This is a genomic window from Soehngenia saccharolytica DSM 12858, from assembly GCF_059568515.1.
This window is the reverse complement of record NZ_JCANTN010000013.1, coordinates 1-19366: the sequence shown is the minus strand read 5'-3', so window position 1 is coordinate 19366 and position 19366 is coordinate 1. Positions and strand designations below refer to the sequence as shown.

Here is a 19366-nt window from a genome sequence, read left to right as displayed (position 1 = left end):
TAACATGTTAACACCTCTAGATTTACAGAACAAGTCTTTTAAAAAATCATTCTTCGGATACAATAAAAAATCAGTTAATGCGTTTTTATCAGAAACTATAGAAGATTATGAAAAAGTATACAAAGAAAATATAGAATATAAAGATAAAATAAATATGTTATCTGAACAAATAAGACAATTCAATTCTATGGAGGAAACATTAAAGTCAACTCTTTTAATTGCACAAAAAACTGCTGAAGAAATAACTTTGAATGCAAGAAAAAAAGCTGACATAATTATAGAAGAAGCAGAAATAGAAAAAAACGCAATCATACAACAAGCGCATGAAGATGTTAAAAGCATAAAAGAAGAATATGAATATTTACAAAAAGAGATATACATATTTAAAACAAGATTGGAATCTTTCCTAGAATCTCAAAAATTATCTCTTAATGACTTTTATAAAAGTATAGCTAAAAACGATGCTATTTACGGAAATGGCGATATCAATGAAAGTGACGTATCTTCAACTATTTATGATCAAAACTTTGATGATATCGTTACAAATACTTTAATCAGTGAAAGCGATAGCCAATAATAGGGGGAAAAATATTGACATTTATAATTATAATTACGATAGTTTTATTTGATCAAATTACTAAGTATTTAGCTGTTAAAAATATAGTTCTAAATGGAAACTATAAGTTCTTTAATGGATTATTAGAATTTAAATATGTAAAGAATTACGGAGCTGCCTTTGGAATATTACAAGAAAAGAAATGGATATTCATAGTTATAACAATTGTTGTGATTTGTGTTTTTATGTTATATTTGGTTAAATACAATTCAGAAACAAATTTGCTAAAAAAGACTGCACTCTCTTTTTTAATTGGCGGGGCAATAGGCAACTTTATTGATAGAATTAGACTTGGTTATGTAGTTGATTTTATAAAGATCGATTTAATAAAATCAATAAATTTTCCAGTTTTTAATATTGCTGATATATTTATTGTCATTGGGACAATTTTACTTATGATAATAACAATATTCCCTCAAAAATTTTTCTCAAATGGAGAAAATATATGAATTATGAGAAAATAGAATTTATAGTTAGCGAAGATGATGGATATAGATTAGATTACTATTTATCTTTGGAGATGAATGAACTTTCTAGAACTTATGCACAAAAATTAATTAAAGAAAAAGTTGTTACTGTAAATGGAGAACATAAAAAGCAAAGTTATATTGTAAATGAAGGAGATATAATAGTATTATTACTTCCTGAGAAAAAAGAATTAAAATTAGAAAAGGAAAATATACCGTTAGACATTATATATGAAGATAATGATATAGTGATAATAAATAAACCTCAAGGTTTAGTGGTTCATCCAGCTCCTGGAAATTATAGTGGAACATTAGTAAATGCATTGTTGTATCATATTGATACTCTATCTACTATAAATGGAATTATTAGGCCAGGAATTATTCATAGAATAGATAAGGATACATCAGGCTTATTGATTGTAGCAAAAAATGATTATTCTCATAAAATATTATCAAACGATATTAAAGAGCATAAAATTAATAGAGAGTATATGGCATTATGCCATGGTAGATTTTCACATAGTGAAGGAATAATTAATGCGCCGATTGGAAGAGATCCTCGAAACCGTAAAAAAATGGCAGTAACTGAAGTTAACAGTAAAAATGCAACTACACATTATACAGTCTTAAAAAATTTTAATAATTACAGTTTGTTAAAACTTAAGCTTGAAACCGGACGAACTCATCAAATTAGAGTTCATCTGAGTCATGTTAATCACCCGATTGTAGGAGATCCTATTTATTCAAAAATTTCAAATGAGTTTGGCATTAACAAACAAATGTTGCATGCATTTAAAATTGAGTTTAATCATCCAAGAAGTAAAGAAATAATGACATTTTATGCTCCTTTACCAGATGAATTTAAAAATATAATAAAAAAAATAGTCAAGAGGGAATGTAATGATAATAAAAGCTAAAATAATGGATGAGTTAGCCATAAAAAGAGCAATTACTAGAATATCTAATGAGATCATTGAAAGAAATAAAGGCACTGAAAACATGATCTTGGTCGGAATTAAGACAAGAGGAGTGCCATTAGCAAATAGAATAAGTGAGAAAATTGAAGAAATAGAAGGTGAAAAACCACCTGTTTGTATATTAGACATACAATTTTACAGAGATGACTTAGATAAGATAAATAATGATCCTTATGTAGTGGAAAAAATAAATTATGACATCAACAATAAGATTATCGTCCTGGTTGATGATGTTATTTATACGGGCAGAACTGTAAGAGCTGCGTTAGATGCGCTAATGGATCAAGGAAGACCAAAAAAGGTTCAACTTGCTGTTTTGGTAGATAGAGGCCATAGGGAATTGCCAATAAGACCTGATTTTATAGGCAAAAATGTTCCTACAGCATCCAACGAAATTGTTTCGGTTAAATTAATAGAAATTGATGATTCTGATGAAGTAATAATACTAGAAAGATAGATTTTTAATCTATCTTTCTTATTTTTGTTGCATCAAATTCATTTAAATCAATTGTTATGGTTTTGAAATTGTCATAATTAACAAAACCATATTTAGTATCTTTAGGTTTTTTCACAAACACTCTTTTAGTGAAGTCTACGTCAACTTTTCTTTCCATATTGTTTTTACTAAATAATGCGGCTAAATAAGCTGCTTCAATAATAGTAGATTCTGGGATTTCTGAATTCTGAGCTTTTACAATTACATGACTCCCTGGAATATTTTTTGCATGGAACCACAAATCGTCTTTTTTAGCAAATCTAGTAGTTAAATATTCATTTTGTTTATTATTTTTTCCTACATAAATATCAAAACCATCACTAGACAAATAATGAAGTGGTTTAGTTTTTTTGCCATTCTCTATTTTCTTTTTCCCTGAAGGCTTTTTTATATATCCGTTCTTTGTTAACTCATCTTTAATTTCCTCCAGTTCATCAAATTCATTAACTAAATTTAAACTAACTATGATGCTTTCTAAATAAAATATCTCGTTTTGAGCCTCTGCAATTTGTTCTTTTAGGATTTTTGAAGCAGCTTTTAATTTTGCATACTTTTTATAGTATTTTTGAGCATTTGCGGCAGGTGACAATTTAACATCTAGAGGTATCTCGATTGTTTTTTGTTCTGCATCATAAAAATTACTCAATTTAACTATTGCAGCTCCTTTAGGAATAATGTGGATATTTGATTGAATTAAGTCTGCATATATCTTGTACTTCTCTCTTTCTGTGCTCTCAAGTAACTCTTCTTGGATTTTTGACAATTTGTATTCCAGCTTTTCAATTCTATTTTCAACTATTTTACGAATAGATGAAGATTTCTGTTTTATTCTGTCATCTTTGTCGATTTTATAATATATAAAATCGAGCAACTTAGATACACTTTCGAAATATATATCATTTGCTGCATTAAATTGAGCTAATGGAAAAACATAGAAATAATTCACTTTTCCATCTTTTTCAATATTTGCGGTAGGCAAAAATTCGTTGTTATTAACTTTATTGATAACATCAATAAAAGCATTGTAAATTGCAAGTATTTCTATATCCGCTAAGCTCAACAATGTTCTGTCGATAAAGATATTAGAACGCATACAAATTTCTTTTGATATGAGTGGACTCAATCCTAAAAAATTCTGATAAAGAAACTTATCTACTCTGAGATTTTTATTATTTTTGTCAATTATTTCCTTAAATAGATTCAAATCTACATCTCTAGGATCAATTTTATCATTCAAAGGTGGAAGAGTGTATTCCAAACCTGGTAGAACTTCTCTTACTCTTGACATATCTTTATTAACGCGTTTGATAGCGTCTATCACTTTATTTGAACTTTTATCTACTAATATAATATTGCTATACTTTCCCATTATTTCAACAACAATTTGTTTATATTCTTGATAACCTAATTCATCTTTTCCACTTACAGTAATGATAACTACTCTATCTAATAAATGTTGTTCAATAGAAGATATTCTCAAGCCTTGTAAATTCTTCCTCAATAGCATACAATATGCAGGAGCACTGACAGGGTTTTTATAAGTATTATTTGTTATATACATTCTAGGATAAGTACTGCTAGCGGAAATTAGTAATTTATAATTTGTACCATTGTTGTATATCTGGATAATTACTTCATCTTTTTCTGGTTGATAAACTTTATCAATTCTTCCATCTTTCAATAAAGTGTTCAATTCATTCACAACCGCTTTTGTTACTATTCCATCATATGACATTGATAAATCACCATCTCTTTCTTATACAATAATAACAGATTGAAAAAAAAAGTAAAAGTTAATATAAATATTAAAATATCTTAATAAAGTATATTATAATTTATAAAATAGAAATATAATAGTATAAAAATGAGGTGATATATTGATACGAAGCATGACAGGATATGGAAAAAGTATTTTTGAAGATTCTAATTTGAAGGTACAATGTGAAATAAAATCTGTTAATCATAGATACTTAGATATAAATATAAAATTACCTAGGTATTTGCAAAAGCATGAAGATTTTATAAAAAAGATAACAAAGCAAAATATTAGTAGAGGAAAGGTGGATATTTATTTTTCTTTCGACTTCCTAGATGCATCATTAGTAAAAATTGTGCCGGAAGTAAATGTTGCCAAATCGTATTTATCTGCTTTTAATGACATTAAAAACAGCTTGGAAATCCCTGGAGAACTTAACATTTCTGATTTCATTGGATTCTCTGACATAATTAAACATCAAGAACAAGAAATAGATGAGACAATATTGTTAAATGCGATAAGCTTAGCACTTCAAGGAGCACTAGATGATTATAATGCTATGAGAGCAAAAGAAGGCAATCAATTAAAGAATGATTTCTTAGTAAAAATTAAAAATATCGAAGATATAATATGCTCGATAGAATCAATTTCCAATACTGTGGTAGAAGATTATAAAGAAAAACTAGAGCAAAGAATTAGCTCAATATTAGAAAATGTCCCAATTGATATGGATAGATTGGCAATGGAAATAGCAGTATTTGCAGATAAATCAAGTATAGATGAAGAATTAATAAGACTAAAAAGTCACTTGATTCAATTTAAACATATAATAGAAAATGAGGATTCAGTAGGAAGAAAATTAGATTTCTTAATTCAAGAAATTAATAGAGAATGTAATACAATAGGAAGTAAATCTACTAATTTAAATATTACTAATAAAGTTGTAGAATTAAAAACAGAATTAGAAAAAATAAGAGAGCAAGTTCAAAATATTGAGTAAAGGAGATGATATATTTTGTTTACTAATATAGGCTTTGGAAACATGGTAGCTACAGGTAGAATTATAGTGGTTTTAAGTCCAGAATCAGCTCCAATAAAAAGAATGATACAAGAAGCAAAAGAATCGAATTCACTTATTGATGCTACTTATGGGAGAAGAACTAGAGCAGTCTTAATTATGGATAGCGGACATATAGTATTATCTCCTTTGCAACCAGAAACATTATCACATAGATTACAAAACAAAGAATACCACGAACAAACTAAAGAAGGTGAGAAATATGAGTAAAGGATTTCTGTTAGTGTTGTCTGGCCCTTCTGGTAGCGGAAAGGGAACAGTCAGTAAAGCGTTGATGGAGAAAAGAAATGACATAATATTTTCAGTATCTGTAACAACAAGAAAGCCGCGTGTTGGTGAAGAGAATGGCAAGAACTACTACTTTGTTTCAGAAGAAGAGTTTGAAGACATGGTGAATGATAATAAATTCTTAGAGTATGCATTGGTACATAATCACTACTATGGGACACCAAAGGAATTTGTTTATGAACAAATAGATAATGGTGAAATAGTTCTTTTGGAGATAGATGTACAAGGTGCATTGCAGATTAAGAATAATTGTAAAGATGCAGTATTCATATTCTTGTTGCCACCTACGATGGATGAACTCAAAAATAGAATCGTAAAGAGGGGTACGGAGAGCGAAGCGGATATTAACACCCGTTTTGAGAATGCTTTTAAGGAATTGGATTTTGTTGGTGAATATGATTTCTTTGTTGTCAACGATAAAGTAGAAAAGGCCGTTGAAGATATAGAAGCAATAATTCATGCTGAAAAATTAAGGGTTAAAAGGCAAAAAGACATTAAACAAAAAATCTTAGGTTTAGGAGGCATATTAAATGAATAGAAATTTAGATGATTTTTTAAACAGTTGCGACAATAAATATGTTTTAGCTACTGTAGCCGCTAAAAGAGCAAGGCAAATAATCGATGGATCAAAACCTAGAGTGAATTCTGAATCAAACAAACCAGTATGCATAGCACTTGAAGAGATTGCGGTAGGAAAAGTCAAATATGAAATTCCCGCCCAATATTTAAGTAAGTAGGTGAATGATGTGCTTAAAAATAAAAATATAATAATAGGTGTGACAGGCGGCATTGCGATATATAAAACACTTGACTTGATAAGCAAATTGAAAAAGGAAAGTTCAAATGTTGAAGTAATAATGACTAAAGCAGCTACCGAATTTGTTGCACCTCTAACATTCCAAACAATGTCACAAAGTAAAGTTCATTATGATATGTTTGGTTTGGTTAATGAAATGGAAGTTGAACATATTTCATTGGCGAAAAAGGCTGATGTTATTTTAGTTGCGCCTGCAACTGCAAATACAATAGGTAAGGTAGCTAATGGAATAGCTGACAATCTACTAACTACAGTTATTATGGCTACTAGCAAAAAAGTTATTTTTGCACCATCAATGAATACTCAAATGTACAAGAATCCAATTCTCCAAAACAACATAAGAATATTAAAAGAGCTGGGCTATGAATTTATCAATCCAGGGGAGGGTAGACTTGCTTGTGGAGACGAAGGAACTGGCAAGATGGCAGAACCTTTTCAAATTATCGAATATCTTAAAGATTTCTTTACTAAGAAAGATTTAATAGGAAAAAAGATCATTGTCACTGCTGGTCCGACACAAGAAGCTATTGATCCGGTTAGATATATAACGAATAGATCTAGTGGGAAAATGGGATATGAAATAGCAAGAGAAGCTAGTAGACGAGGCGCAGATGTTATACTAATATCAGGTCCAACGGATTTAGACACCCCAGAAAATGTAAAGTTTGAAAGAGTTACTACAACACAGCAAATGCTAGAAAAGATCGACCTATACTTTAATAATGCAGATGTATTAATAAAAGCTGCTGCACCTTCGGATTACAAACCTACACATTTCTCAGATCAAAAATTAAAAAAAGAAATAGGGAAAGACATACTTGAGATAGACTTTGAAAAAAATCCAGATGTTGCTGCATATTTTGGAGCTAAGAAAAGAGATAACCAAATAATAGTGGGTTTTGCTGCAGAAACTGAAGAATTAATTGAAAATGCAACAAAAAAAGTTAAACAAAAAAATCTTGATTTTATCATTGCCAATGATGTAACAGTTGAAGGCGCAGGGTTCGAGGTTGATACAAATATTGCTTCAATAATTTATAAAGATGGAACTATAGAAAATTTACCAATTATGAAAAAAAGTGAACTGGCAGAAATTATTATAGATAGAATAAAAGCAATATTAGAAAAAGCTAGTTAACTAGCTTTTTCTAATATAAAGGGTGTGGCAAATTGAAATTATTAGATGTAATTTTATTTAGCAAAAGTAAATTATTAGATAAGACTTTTACTTATAAAGCAAAAGATGAAATGAATAATAATTTATCTATTGGTTCAAGAGTTTTAGTTCCATTCGGGAAAACAAATGCTCCTACTATTGGAATAATTATTGGAATAAGATCTGAAAATGTGGAATCAATAGAAATAGCAAATATAAAAGAAATATATGAGATTATTGATGATGTTCCTTTAATAACAAAACAGCAAATTGACTTAGCCTTGTGGATTAAAAACGAGTATCTTTCTACATATATTGATGCTTTATCTTTGTTTTTACCACCGTCAGACATCAAAAGTATAAAATTATATTATAAAATAAATAAAAAAATAAATTATATTCCCCAAAATGATGATGTTGAAATAATTGCAGCATTTAAATCCAGCAATATAATTGAAGCTAATCAACTATATAAACTTTATGGAGAAAAGATTCAAAAACAACTCTCCAAATTAGTTGACAATTCTGTTTTAGATTTAAAATACACTATATTAAAAAATACAAATCAGAGATTTATTAAGCTTTACTCAAAATCCAAGAATTACAGTATAGATGAGGGGTTAAAGTTACTACCTAAGAATGCTACTAAGCAAAGAGATATATGGCTAAACGAGTGGGATAAAGAAGAAATGTCATTAAATGAAATTTTAACAAAATTTAACACTTCAAATAGTTCAGTAAATAAACTTGTTGAAAAAAATTTGCTAATAGAAAACAATAAAAAAATAGACAATGAAATAATCAATTATGATTTTTGTTCTTATAAAAAACATGTATTGAATGAAGAACAAAAAAATGCTTATGATCGAATAATAAATAGCAATAATAAGTTTTTCTTACTTCATGGCATCACAGGAAGCGGAAAAACTGAGATATATTTGCAATTAGTTGAACAAATGCTAAAATTAAATAAGAGTTCCATCATATTGGTCCCTGAAATATCATTAACACCGCAGACTATAGAGAGATTTGTCGGCAGGTTTGGTGATAGAGTAGCAGTATTGCATAGTAAACTCACTACATCACAAAGACTTGATCAATGGAAAAAGATAAAGAAAGGCGAACTAGATATTGTTATTGGAGCTAGATCAGCGATTTTTGCACCAGTAGATAATTTAGGAATTATAATAATCGATGAAGAGCATGAATATAGCTATAAATCCTCGATTGATCCTAAATACAATACCATCGATGTAGCTATAAAAAGATGTCAATTAGAAGATAGTAAGTTAGTATTAGGTTCTGCTACACCTTCGATTGAAAGTTATTATCATGCTAAAAATTCATTTTATGAACTAATAGAAATTAAAAATCGAATAGAATTTGCATCATTGCCAGAAATCAGAGTAATTGACATGAGAGAGGAATTAAATACAGGCAACATGTCAATATTTAGCAGATCACTTTATGAAGAAATATTACTAAGACTAAAAAGAAAAGAACAGGTAATACTGTTTTTGAACAAAAGAGGGTATTCAAATTTTGTTTCTTGCAGAAATTGTGGTTATGTTATAAAATGTGATAGTTGTGATGTAAGTATGACAGTTCACAAGCAAAAAAATAAGCTTCTATGTCATTATTGTGGGAAAACAAAAAAATATCCTAGTGTATGTCCTAATTGTGGTAGCAATAAGTTTAAACAGTTTGGCATTGGGACAGAAAAACTAGAAGAGCAAACAAAAAAAATGTTTCCTAATGCTAAGATAAAAAGAGTTGACAGTGACACAATGAATCAACGGGATGATTATCAAAATATTTATGAAGCGATGAAGGCTAATGAAATAGATATATTGATTGGCACCCAAATGATATCAAAGGGATTTGATTTTCCTAATGTTTCACTTGTGGGCATTGTTGCAGCTGATAGCACAATTTTCTTACCTGATTTTAAGTCAGCAGAGAGATCTTTTCAGTTAATAACACAAGTGTCAGGGAGAGCAGGTAGAGGTAAAGCCACTGGGAATGTGATAGTTCAAACTTATAATCCTGACCATTATAGCATAAAATATGCAAAAGAATACGACTATGAAAATTTCTATAATTTAGAAATAAAACTTCGAGAAGAATTTGGATATCCTCCATTTATGAATATTATTCTAATAACAATTTATGGACCTAATATGAATGATGTTAAATCAGAAATTGGAGAATATTATGATGATTTTATTTCTATTTTAAAAAGTAAGAACAAAGATATATCAATGATAGGGACTCCTCATATCGCTCCAATAGAGAAAATAAACAATAATTATAGATATCAATTACTAATAAAATTTGATCGTTCAGTAAAAGAAGAGTTAATAAAATATGTTGAGTGGGTATTTATAACTAATAGAAATAGGAAAAAATACAGATCTAATAAAATAAGTATTGACATAGATCCAGTAAGTATTTTATAGGAGGAAAAAATGGCTATAAGAAAAATTAGAATAGAAGGGGATCCTATTCTCCGTAAAAAATCTAAAGAAATTATAACAATTGATGAAAGAATTTTACAATTAGCTCAAGATATGATAGAAACTATGAGAGATGCTAACGGAATCGGACTAGCTGCCCCACAAGCAGGAGTATTAAGAAGAATTATTGTGTTAGAAGGTGAAGACAGTCCAATTATTGCTATCAATCCAAATATTACTTATTCTGAAGGAGAAATAACAGACTTAGAAGGCTGTTTATCAATTCCTGGATATTCAGGATATGTAAAAAGAGCTGAAAAAATAATAGTTGAATATATTGATGAAAATAGAAACACCGTAAAACGTGAAGTTTCTGGTTATTTGGCAAGAGCTTTTATGCATGAAATTGACCATCTAGATGGTATTCTATATATAGATAGAGCAGAGAAAATATACAAAGAATCAGAAGCTGAGGAAGGTGTATAAATTTGAAAATTGTTTTTATGGGCACATCAGAATTTGCAGTCAAACCATTAAAAAAACTATGTGAGAACGGTCACGACATCTCGCTAGTGATTACCCAACCTGATAAACCAAAAGGTAGAGGGAAATCTTTTCAGTTTTCGCCTATAAAAAGAGCAGCTCTTGAATTGGGATTAGATGTTTATCAACCAACAAGCATTAACAGTATTGAATCTATTGAAACTATAACTAAACTCAATCCAGATTTTTTAGTTGTTATAGCGTATGGGCAAATATTAAAAAAAGAAATATTAAACATAGCTAAGTATGAAAATATAAATATACATGCATCTTTACTACCCAAATATAGAGGTGCAGCACCTATTAATTGGGCAATAGCAAATGGAGAGGCGGTCACTGGTATAACCTCCATGAAAATTACCGAAGGACTAGATTCAGGACCAATTATATTACAAAGAGAGTTACCTATTTTAGAAAATGATGATTCTATAACACTGTCAAATAAACTTTCTGAAATTGGCGCAGAATCACTGCTTGAAACAATCAACTTAATAGTATCAGGAAAAGCAGCTTATATTGAACAAGATGATAAACTCTCATCGTATGCACCTATGTTGACAAAAGAAATGGGCAGGATAGATTGGAATAGTGATATAAATAAAATAAAAAATCATATACGGGCTTTTAAACCTTGGCCAGGTTCTTATTTTTATTATGATGATAAAATTGTAAAAGTAAATAGTGTTGATATAGTAGAAATCGAGCATGATTTGATTGTAGGTACTATCTATAAAATTGGCAACGACGGCATTTGGATTGCTGCAAATAATGGGTTTGTTGTTGTTAAAGAATTTCAATTTCCAGGGAAAAAAATGATGCCTATTAGTGAATATATTAAGGGTAATCGAATTGAAATAGGTAAAATAGTGTAATCACAGAAGGAGGATTAATATGTTATCTTACACAGGATACTATAGTTCATGGTATATATTTGTATTGCCTGCTATTTTATTTGCTTCTTATGCACAAATGAAAGTAAACTCTGCATATAAAAAATATTCTAAAATGCCTAGCAATACCGGACTAACTGGAGCTCAAGTAGCAAGATATATTCTTGATAAAAACGGATTAAGTCAAGTAAAAATAGAGCAGGTCAGAGGAGTTCTCACTGATCATTACGATCCACGTACTAGAATATTGAGACTCTCTCCAGAGGTTTATTCTGGTTCAAGCATTGCATCTGTAAGTGTTGCATCTCATGAAGTAGGTCATGCAATACAACATAATGATGGTTATTTCCCTCTTATTTTAAGAAATACTATCGCACCAATAGCTATGTTTGGATCAAATTTAGTCTGGATTTTTATAATTCTAGGATTTATTATCAGCCCTTTTTTTATAGATCTAGGCATTGCTCTATTTATAGCTGCTGTTTTATTTCAAATAGTAACTTTGCCTGTTGAATTTAATGCAAGTAATAGGGCTCTTGAGCAATTAGAAAATGGTGTAATATCAAGAGACCAAATTGTACATGCTAAAAGCATGCTAAGAGCTGCAGCTTTAACATACGTAGCTGCAACATTGGTGGCAATATCTGAATTGCTAAGACTGCTTGCTATTACTGATAATAGACGTAGATAAATAGTTGTTAAGGATGAAGATATGACAAAGAGTAGAGAAAGTATATTAAATATATTGAATGAATCGATAGAAAATTTTAATTTTAAAAAATACACCATTGACAATTATCTAGAGGATATAAAAAACCAATCCGATTCTAGATTAATAAGAGAAACGGTGTATGGAATAGTTAAGAATTTAACATTGATAGATAATATCATTGAAAAGTATTCAAAAATCAAAATTGATAAATTGCATAAGGTAGTATTAAATTGTTTAAGGATAGGCATTTATCAATTGATTTATCTTGATAGAGTACCAAGTTATGCAATAATTAATGACTGTGTTGATCTAGTAAAAAAATACACACATAAAGGAAATGCAAACTATGTCAATGCTGTGTTAAGAAATATAGCTGCCAATAAAGATAAGATAATAGAAAACTATTCAAATATAAAATTAGATATTCATTCCTTAACATTGCTTTATTCTTTTCCAGAATATATTGTAAAAATGTGGATTAATGATTATGGAATTGATTTCACTAAACAACTACTTTTCAGCTTAAATTCAAAACCAATATTAAATATTAGGGTAAATACAATAAAAACTACCAGGGATAATTTGAAATATGAACTAGCTAAAAAAGGTTATAATATTGAGGAAACTAAATATTCTTCTTTTGGTCTGGTAGTAAATAATCCTGAGAATTTATTTAATACTTTTGAGTTTATTAATGGTTACTTTACTATTCAAGATGAGAGTAGTATGCTTGTCACTGAGATAGCAAATCCTAAGAAAGGTTCATTGATATTGGATGTGTGTGCTGCGCCAGGGGGTAAAGCTACGCACACTGCCGAATATGTCCAAGATGATGCTATTATCATAGCTAGGGATAAAAGCATTTCTAAGTTAGAATTAATAAATGAAAATATAAAAAGACTAAATTTGAAATCAATAAGAACAGAGATTTTCGATGCGACTAAATTGGATGATAGATTGATAAATAAAGTTGATTATTGCTTTGTTGACGCTCCTTGCTCTGGGTTAGGATTAATTAGAAGGAAGCCTGATATAAAATGGAATAGAACTATAGAAAGTATAAAGGAGCTAATTGAGCTGCAAAAAAATATATTGGATGTTGCATCTCAATATGTAAAAATTGGTGGTGAAATAATTTATAGCACATGCACTATAAATGAAGATGAGAATATAATTCAAGTAAAAAACTTTTTAAATAGACATCCAAATTATACTTTAGTTGAATTTGATCATAGATTCCATGAACTATTTAAAACAGCGAGAAATGGATATGTTCAATTATTTCCAAATATACATGGGACAGATGGATTTTTTATAGCAAAACTAAAAAAGTTATATTAATAAGTAAGTATTAGAAAGGGATTAAATTGAAAAAAGAATTAAATGGAATATCTTATACTGATTTAGAAAATGAAATAATCTCTCTTGGAATTGAAAGGTATAGAACAAAGCAGATATTTAGTTTTGTTCATAATAAGAAAATAATGAGCATTGATGAAATTACTAACATACCAAAAAAAACGAGAGAAATATTAGCGGAAAATTACACATTAAATAAAATAAAAATATATGACGTGTTTGAATCAAAAGAGGATGAAACGGTAAAATTTCTATTTTTATTGAATGATGGCAATATTATTGAAAGCGTAATTATGAAGTACAAATATGGATATTCACAATGTGTTTCAACACAAGTTGGATGCAAAATGGGATGCGAATTCTGCGCATCTACAAAAGAAGGGTTTATAAGAAATCTATCAGCAGCAGAAATATTGGATCAAATATACTGTGCTGAGAATTATTTAAACATTAAAGTAAAGAACATTGTTTTAATGGGAAGTGGAGAACCACTAGACAACTACTCCAATGTACTTAATTTTATAAATTTAGTTAGTGATGAAAATGGTCACAATACAAGCCTTAGACATATTACATTATCAACTTGCGGAATTGTAGATAAGATAATTGAATTATCAAAAGAAGACCTTCCCATCACTTTATCGCTATCATTACACTCTCCTTTTGATGATAAAAGACAGCAAATAATGCCTATTGCTAAGAAATATAAGATAAATGATATCATTGAAGCAATGAGGTATTATTTTAGAAAGACAAATAGGAGAATTACTTTCGAATATACATTAATTGATGGATTTAATAATAGACCTGAAGATGCAAAGGAACTTAGATCATTAGTTAAAGGTATGGATGTACACATAAATCTCATACCACTCAATCCAATAAAAGAATTTAACTATGGTTTTGATGGAAACAAAGAATTAGAAAAGTTTTATAATCTGTTAGTGAAAAATGGATTAAAAGTAACAATACGCAGGGAAATGGGCTCTGATATAAGTGCTTCTTGTGGGCAATTAAAAAGAAGAGTACTTCCTAAAAAAGAGGAGTGATTTATTTGAAAGTTGGTTTTTCAACAGATACTGGAAATGTCAGATTAATAAATCAAGATAGTTTTTTTGTTTCAAATTTTCATAATTCATTTCCTTTATTTATAGTAGCTGACGGTATGGGTGGCCATAATGCAGGTGAAGTTGCAAGTCAAGTTGCAGTTAAGAAAGTAGAAGAGGTCTTTAAAAATGATTATACATCATTTAGAAGAATAGATGATGTGAAAGAAACTATAAAGAAATCTGTTATAGAGGCGAATAGATATATTTGTGAACAGTCAAAATTAAATCCAAATTTATTTGGTATGGGAACAACTTTAACTTTAGGATATCTCTATGATAATATTTTCATCATAGGGCATGTCGGAGATAGCAGAGCTTACATAATTCGAAATGGCTCTATTACTCAACTTACTGAAGACCATTCGCTAGTAAGGCAATTAGTATCAGAAGGAAAAATCACAGAGATAGAAGCTGAAAATCATCCTCAAAAAAATATTATCACCAGAGCAGTCGGCACTGACTATAAAATTGATGTCGATATAATCGAAGTAGAAGTTATGACAGGAGATTTAATTTTTATTTGCAGCGATGGATTAACTAACATGGTAAGTAAAGACAAATTATTAGAAATCTTTACAAATACAAAAGATATCCAAATAGCATGTGATGAATGTGTAAAATTAGCAAAAAACAATGGTGGATATGATAATATAACTGTGATTGGTATAATATTTTAGTGAGGTGATAAGATGATAGGTAAAATGTTAGGCAATAGGTACGAAATTTTAGAACAAATAGGCATTGGTGGAATGTCTGTTGTATATAAAGCAAGATGCCATTTATTAGATAGATATGTAGCTATTAAAGTATTGAAAGAAGACTTGACAAATGATGAAGAATTCGTAAAAAAATTTCGAAAGGAATCACAAGCTGCAGCTAGCTTGTCTCACCCCAATATTGTAAGTATCTATGATGTTGGATATGATAAAATCGATGGTAAAGATATTCATTATATTGTTATGGAATATATAAATGGAAAAACATTAAAAGAGATAATTACTGAAAAAGGTAAATTAAGTGAATCTGAAGCATTATATTATTCAATTCAGATTGCTGAAGCATTAAAACATGCGCATAAGAACCAAATTATTCATAGAGATATAAAACCACACAATATAATGATAACAGAGGATAATATTGTAAAAGTAACTGATTTTGGAATCGCAAGAGCAGTAACTTCATCTACAATAACAACTACATCTAATGTCTTAGGTTCAGTTCATTATTTTTCACCAGAACAAGCTCGTGGTGGATATACAGATGAAAAATCTGATATTTATTCACTTGGCATAGTTATGTATGAAATGTTGACAGGAAAAGTTCCTTTTAATGGAGAAACTCCTATTGGAGTTGCTTTAAAACATGTCCAAGATGAAATTGTACCACCCATAGAAAAAAATCCCAATATATCTTCTGAATTCAACAAAATTATATTGAAATGTGTTCAAAAAAGGCAAAGTGACAGATATCAAAATGTAGACGAATTGTTGAGAGATTTGAAGAACTTAAATATAAATAAAAATGAAATAGGTAGTAATATAGTTTCTGATGAAACTCTTGATATGACGAAATTGATACCACCAATTAATGGAAGAGAAATAGATAATATGACAGAAAGAAAACAAGATAAACACAACAGAACTAGTAAAAAAGAAAATCCGACAAAGAAAAGGACAACTGCTATAGCGATTATTTCTGCCTTCATAATAGCTTCGCTATTGTTTATCGGATATCTTCAACTTAGAAATAATTTAAATAATAATGATTACATTGTCACTCCAAAATTGGTTGGTATTACAGAGGAAGAAGCAACAAAAATCGCAGAGGAAATGGGATTTGAACTTGATGTTATAGATAGAGTTCAGAGCAGTGATTTTGAAGAAGGTATTATAATTTCTCAAAATGTAGATGAAGGAATTAAAATAAAGCCAGGTTATCCAATTGGAGTAGTAGTTAGTTTGGGTTCTGAAAATGTAGAAGTGCCTGATCTAGTTAATAAATCGATAACAGAGGCAGAAAGACTATTAAAAGATGCAGGTCTTAGACTTGGAAATAATATTGAGTATGAATATAATGATTCTATCCCAATTGATCATGTTATTTCACAAAGCATAGATCCATATACAGCTGTTGCACCAAATACAAGAGTAGATTTAGTCATCAGTAAGGGTCCAAAAGTAGACGAAGTAATAATGATCCAATTAGTTGGAGAAAATGTCAATAAGGCGATATCGGAAATTAAAAACCTTGGCTTAGTAGTAGGAGAAATTAAATATGAACCAAGTGATAATTATGCAGCAAATATAGTAATGGAGCAATCTCAAAATCCAGGTAGTACTTTAAAACCAGGCACTACCATTGATCTAAAAGTAAGCTCAGGACCATCTAGTACTACCCCAAATAACCCAGAAACCCCTGGTGGAACTGAAACTCCAGGTGCTGAAGAATTTACTACTAATTTAACTGTGACACCATTTGCTGATAAAGATGAGACTGAAATAACAATAATTAAAAAACAAGATGGAAATACAACTACTGTTTATACAAAAAAGCATAAACCAGCAGATGGAACTTTCGATATACCCGTAACTGGCAAAAAAGGCGCGGTATTTGAAGTATATTACGACGGTATATTCCAATATAGCAAAAGTATTGAGGGATAACATGGCAGATGGTATTATTATTAAAGGTATTGGTGGTTTTTATTATGTTGACACAGGATATAACATTATTGAGTGTAGAGCAAGAGGTTTGTTTAGAGAGCAAAAAATTGAACCACTAGTTGGGGATAGAGTATCAATAAGAATAAACAAGGACGATGGCAGAGGATATATTGAAGAAATATATCCTCGCAATACTGTTCTGACAAGACCACCTATTGCTAATGTTACTCAATTAATTATTGTTATGAGTATAGATAGCCCTAAAATTAATTTATGGTTTTTAGATAGGCTAATTGTAATAGGGCATGATGCAAATTTAAATATAATTATTTGCATAAATAAATCAGATATTGATGATGAAATGGCAAATGAAATAATTAATATGTACAGAAATATAGGATATGAAACAATTAAGACAAGCACAAAAACAAAAGAAGGTATTGATAAATTATATTGTTTATTACAAAATCAAATCAGTGTATTCTCGGGTCCTTCTGGAGTTGGAAAATCTTCCTTATTAAATGCTATTAATCCAAATTTAAATTTAAGAACAGGAGAAATTAGTAAAAAATTATCTAGAGGAAAGCATACAACAAGACATGTAGAATTATTTAAATTGCAGGAAAACACATATGTGTCTGATACTCCTGGTTTTAGTAATCTTGATTTAAATCATATCGATGCAAATAGACTCGATACTTATTTTATTGACATATATAGAAGTTCACAGCAGTGCAAATTTAGTAATTGTTTGCATATTAATGAACCAGATTGCAATGTAATAAATGAAGTTAAAAATAATAAAATATATAAATCTAGATATGAAAACTATGTATCCATATTAAATGAAATTAAAAATAATAGGAGGTTTTGATGTGGCAAAAATTTCACCTTCAATTTTATCTGCAGATTTTTTAAAACTGAAAGAAGAAATTCAAGATATTACAGCAGGTGGAGCAGATTTTATCCATTTAGATGTAATGGATGGAAATTATGTACCAAACATAACTTTTGGAATGCCAATCATTAAAAGCATAAAGAAAATTAGTTCAATACCACTCGATGTTCATTTGATGATCGACAAACCAGAAAGATATATAGACAATTTTATAGATGCTGGTGCAGATATATTAACAATTCATGCAGAAGCAACAACTCATCTACATCGTACGATTCAACTAATTAAATCAAAAGGTATAAAGGCTGGTGTTTCATTAAATCCAGCTACTCCACTTGATATACTAGAATATATATTTGATGAGTTAGATTTAATATTATTAATGTCAGTTAATCCTGGTTTTGGAGGCCAAAGTTTTATCAAACCAGTAGAAAGGAAAATAGAAGCTTTGAAAAATAGAATAAGTACAGATTATCCTAATATTTTAATTGAAGTAGATGGTGGGATAAAACTAGATAATGCTAAACATATTGCAAATTTAGGAGCTGATATATTAGTGATTGGTTCTGATATATTTTCATATAATGATGTAAAAGCCCGCACAGAACAATTTAAAATACTTCTAAAAGAATAATTTATGTTGTTAATTTATCTCTAATGTGATATATTTAAATAAATTGAATAGGCTTTAACACTAGGGGGGCATTAGCTGAGAGAGGATCTTATCCCGACCCTTATAACCTGAACTAGGTAATACTAGCGGAGGGAAGTGTGTATAGAAATATACTCATTGACAATCTCTCAATGAGTTTTTTTTATAAAAAAGACCAGCTAATTAAAGTCAATAGATTTTAGCAAAATAATATTAAATATTTTTTGAAAAATTAATAATAAAAAAATGCACACCTAATAAACCAATGATTATTGGTTTAAAAAACGAAGCTGTTATTTAAAATTGTTCTTTGAAAACTAAACATTAAATACAGATCATTAGGCTACTGAAGACCTAGTAAGAAGTAGTTCCTCATGCTCTTCTGGGGTTCTTAGCTCAAAAGGCTTTTTGTCTCTCATGACGGCGAATATAA

The 19366-nt window shown here is 29.4% G+C and carries 20 protein-coding genes and 1 riboswitch; of the genes, 19 read left to right on the top strand and 1 reads right to left on the bottom strand.

Annotated features, from left to right (window positions below; genetic code table 11):
- Positions 1–4 precede the first annotated feature (4 nt).
- From BO51_RS05080 to pyrR, 4 genes are read left to right on the top strand one after another with little or no spacing between them, the layout of a single operon-like run.
- On the top strand, positions 5–577 hold the full coding sequence (locus BO51_RS05080; protein WP_496484602.1) for a DivIVA domain-containing protein: 573 nt from the start codon (positions 5–7) through the stop codon (positions 575–577).
- Positions 578–591: 14 nt separating this feature from the next.
- On the top strand, positions 592–1065 hold the full coding sequence (gene lspA / locus BO51_RS05075; RefSeq protein ID WP_496484600.1) for a signal peptidase II: 474 nt from the start codon (positions 592–594) through the stop codon (positions 1063–1065).
- Entirely contained in the window at positions 1062–2000 is a 939-nt protein-coding gene (locus BO51_RS05070) for an RluA family pseudouridine synthase (protein ID WP_496484598.1), read from the top strand. Before lspA ends, BO51_RS05070 begins: the two co-directional genes overlap by 4 nt.
- Positions 1984–2517 carry a bifunctional pyr operon transcriptional regulator/uracil phosphoribosyltransferase PyrR gene (gene pyrR, locus BO51_RS05065; RefSeq protein ID WP_496484596.1) on the top strand — a complete coding sequence of 178 codons (534 nt, stop codon included), beginning with the start codon at positions 1984–1986 and terminating at the stop codon, positions 2515–2517. The genes BO51_RS05070 and pyrR overlap by 17 nt, the downstream gene beginning before the upstream one ends.
- Before the next feature lie 4 nt (positions 2518–2521).
- Here pyrR and BO51_RS05060 read toward each other — a convergent pair whose 3' ends face one another.
- Entirely contained in the window at positions 2522–4291 is a 1770-nt protein-coding gene (locus BO51_RS05060; protein ID WP_496484594.1) for an Rqc2 family fibronectin-binding protein, read from the bottom strand.
- 142 nt (positions 4292–4433) lie between these two features.
- Here BO51_RS05060 and BO51_RS05055 point away from each other — a divergent pair, with 142 nt between their 5' ends.
- From BO51_RS05055 to rpe, 15 genes are read left to right on the top strand one after another with little or no spacing between them, the layout of a single operon-like run.
- Positions 4434–5312, top strand: coding sequence for a YicC/YloC family endoribonuclease (locus tag BO51_RS05055; RefSeq protein ID WP_496484592.1), 879 nt, complete (start codon positions 4434–4436; stop codon positions 5310–5312).
- A 12-nt stretch (positions 5313–5324) separates the two neighbouring features.
- Complete coding sequence (locus BO51_RS05050; protein ID WP_496484663.1) at positions 5325–5600, top strand: DUF370 domain-containing protein; 276 nt, start codon at positions 5325–5327, stop codon at positions 5598–5600.
- On the top strand, positions 5593–6216 hold the full coding sequence (gene gmk, locus BO51_RS05045; protein WP_496484590.1) for a guanylate kinase: 624 nt from the start codon (positions 5593–5595) through the stop codon (positions 6214–6216). The genes BO51_RS05050 and gmk overlap by 8 nt, the downstream gene beginning before the upstream one ends.
- A complete protein-coding gene (gene rpoZ, locus BO51_RS05040) occupies positions 6209–6415 on the top strand; it encodes a DNA-directed RNA polymerase subunit omega (protein ID WP_496484588.1) in 207 nt (68 codons plus the stop codon). The genes gmk and rpoZ overlap by 8 nt, the downstream gene beginning before the upstream one ends.
- Before the next feature lie 9 nt (positions 6416–6424).
- Complete coding sequence (gene coaBC, locus BO51_RS05035; RefSeq protein ID WP_496484586.1) at positions 6425–7633, top strand: bifunctional phosphopantothenoylcysteine decarboxylase/phosphopantothenate--cysteine ligase CoaBC; 1209 nt, start codon at positions 6425–6427, stop codon at positions 7631–7633.
- Positions 7634–7665: 32 nt separating this feature from the next.
- Complete coding sequence (gene priA, locus BO51_RS05030) at positions 7666–10110, top strand: primosomal protein N' (RefSeq protein WP_496484584.1); 2445 nt, start codon at positions 7666–7668, stop codon at positions 10108–10110.
- A 9-nt stretch (positions 10111–10119) separates the two neighbouring features.
- Positions 10120–10593, top strand: a complete 474-nt coding sequence (gene def, locus BO51_RS05025) for a peptide deformylase (protein WP_496484582.1) — start codon at positions 10120–10122, stop codon at positions 10591–10593.
- 2 nt (positions 10594–10595) lie between these two features.
- Positions 10596–11522, top strand: a complete 927-nt coding sequence (gene fmt, locus BO51_RS05020) for a methionyl-tRNA formyltransferase (RefSeq protein WP_496484580.1) — start codon at positions 10596–10598, stop codon at positions 11520–11522.
- A 19-nt stretch (positions 11523–11541) separates the two neighbouring features.
- Positions 11542–12231 (top strand): zinc metallopeptidase, encoded by a 690-nt coding sequence (locus tag BO51_RS05015; RefSeq protein ID WP_496484578.1) that lies wholly within the window; start codon positions 11542–11544, stop codon positions 12229–12231.
- A 21-nt stretch (positions 12232–12252) separates the two neighbouring features.
- Positions 12253–13593, top strand: a complete 1341-nt coding sequence (gene rsmB / locus BO51_RS05010) for a 16S rRNA (cytosine(967)-C(5))-methyltransferase RsmB (RefSeq protein ID WP_496484576.1) — start codon at positions 12253–12255, stop codon at positions 13591–13593.
- Between the two features lie 26 nt (positions 13594–13619).
- On the top strand, positions 13620–14660 hold the full coding sequence (gene rlmN, locus BO51_RS05005; RefSeq protein WP_496484574.1) for a dual-specificity RNA methyltransferase RlmN: 1041 nt from the start codon (positions 13620–13622) through the stop codon (positions 14658–14660).
- A gap of 5 nt (positions 14661–14665) precedes the next feature.
- Positions 14666–15397 (top strand): Stp1/IreP family PP2C-type Ser/Thr phosphatase, encoded by a 732-nt coding sequence (locus BO51_RS05000; protein WP_496484572.1) that lies wholly within the window; start codon positions 14666–14668, stop codon positions 15395–15397.
- Between the two features lie 12 nt (positions 15398–15409).
- Positions 15410–17383 (top strand): Stk1 family PASTA domain-containing Ser/Thr kinase, encoded by a 1974-nt coding sequence (pknB, locus tag BO51_RS04995; RefSeq protein WP_496484570.1) that lies wholly within the window; start codon positions 15410–15412, stop codon positions 17381–17383.
- A 1-nt stretch (position 17384) separates the two neighbouring features.
- Positions 17385–18257: a ribosome small subunit-dependent GTPase A gene (gene rsgA / locus BO51_RS04990; RefSeq protein WP_496484568.1), complete on the top strand. Its 873-nt coding sequence runs from the start codon at positions 17385–17387 to the stop codon at positions 18255–18257.
- Between the two features lies 1 nt (position 18258).
- Positions 18259–18915 (top strand): ribulose-phosphate 3-epimerase, encoded by a 657-nt coding sequence (gene rpe / locus BO51_RS04985; protein ID WP_496484566.1) that lies wholly within the window; start codon positions 18259–18261, stop codon positions 18913–18915.
- A 52-nt stretch (positions 18916–18967) separates the two neighbouring features.
- Positions 18968–19066: riboswitch (TPP riboswitch) on the top strand.
- Positions 19067–19366 lie beyond the last annotated feature (300 nt).

Bases quoted from the DNA above. Each gene is read 5' to 3' on its own strand.
- BO51_RS05015 (WP_496484578.1), top strand. From the start codon at position 11,542: ATGTTATCTTACACAGGATACTATAGTTCATGGTATATATTTGTATTG.
- BO51_RS05060 (WP_496484594.1), bottom strand. From the start codon at position 4,291: ATGTCATATGATGGAATAGTAACAAAAGCGGTTGTGAATGAATTGAAC.
- pknB (WP_496484570.1), top strand. From the start codon at position 15,410: ATGATAGGTAAAATGTTAGGCAATAGGTACGAAATTTTAGAACAAATA.
- rpoZ (WP_496484588.1), top strand. From the start codon at position 6,209: ATGAATAGAAATTTAGATGATTTTTTAAACAGTTGCGACAATAAATAT.
- pyrR (WP_496484596.1), top strand. From the start codon at position 1,984: ATGATAATAAAAGCTAAAATAATGGATGAGTTAGCCATAAAAAGAGCA.
- gmk (WP_496484590.1), top strand. From the start codon at position 5,593: ATGAGTAAAGGATTTCTGTTAGTGTTGTCTGGCCCTTCTGGTAGCGGA.
- def (WP_496484582.1), top strand. From the start codon at position 10,120: ATGGCTATAAGAAAAATTAGAATAGAAGGGGATCCTATTCTCCGTAAA.
- BO51_RS05070 (WP_496484598.1), top strand. From the start codon at position 1,062: ATGAATTATGAGAAAATAGAATTTATAGTTAGCGAAGATGATGGATAT.
- rsgA (WP_496484568.1), top strand. From the start codon at position 17,385: ATGGCAGATGGTATTATTATTAAAGGTATTGGTGGTTTTTATTATGTT.
- rsmB (WP_496484576.1), top strand. From the start codon at position 12,253: ATGACAAAGAGTAGAGAAAGTATATTAAATATATTGAATGAATCGATA.
- BO51_RS05080 (WP_496484602.1), top strand. From the start codon at position 5: ATGTTAACACCTCTAGATTTACAGAACAAGTCTTTTAAAAAATCATTC.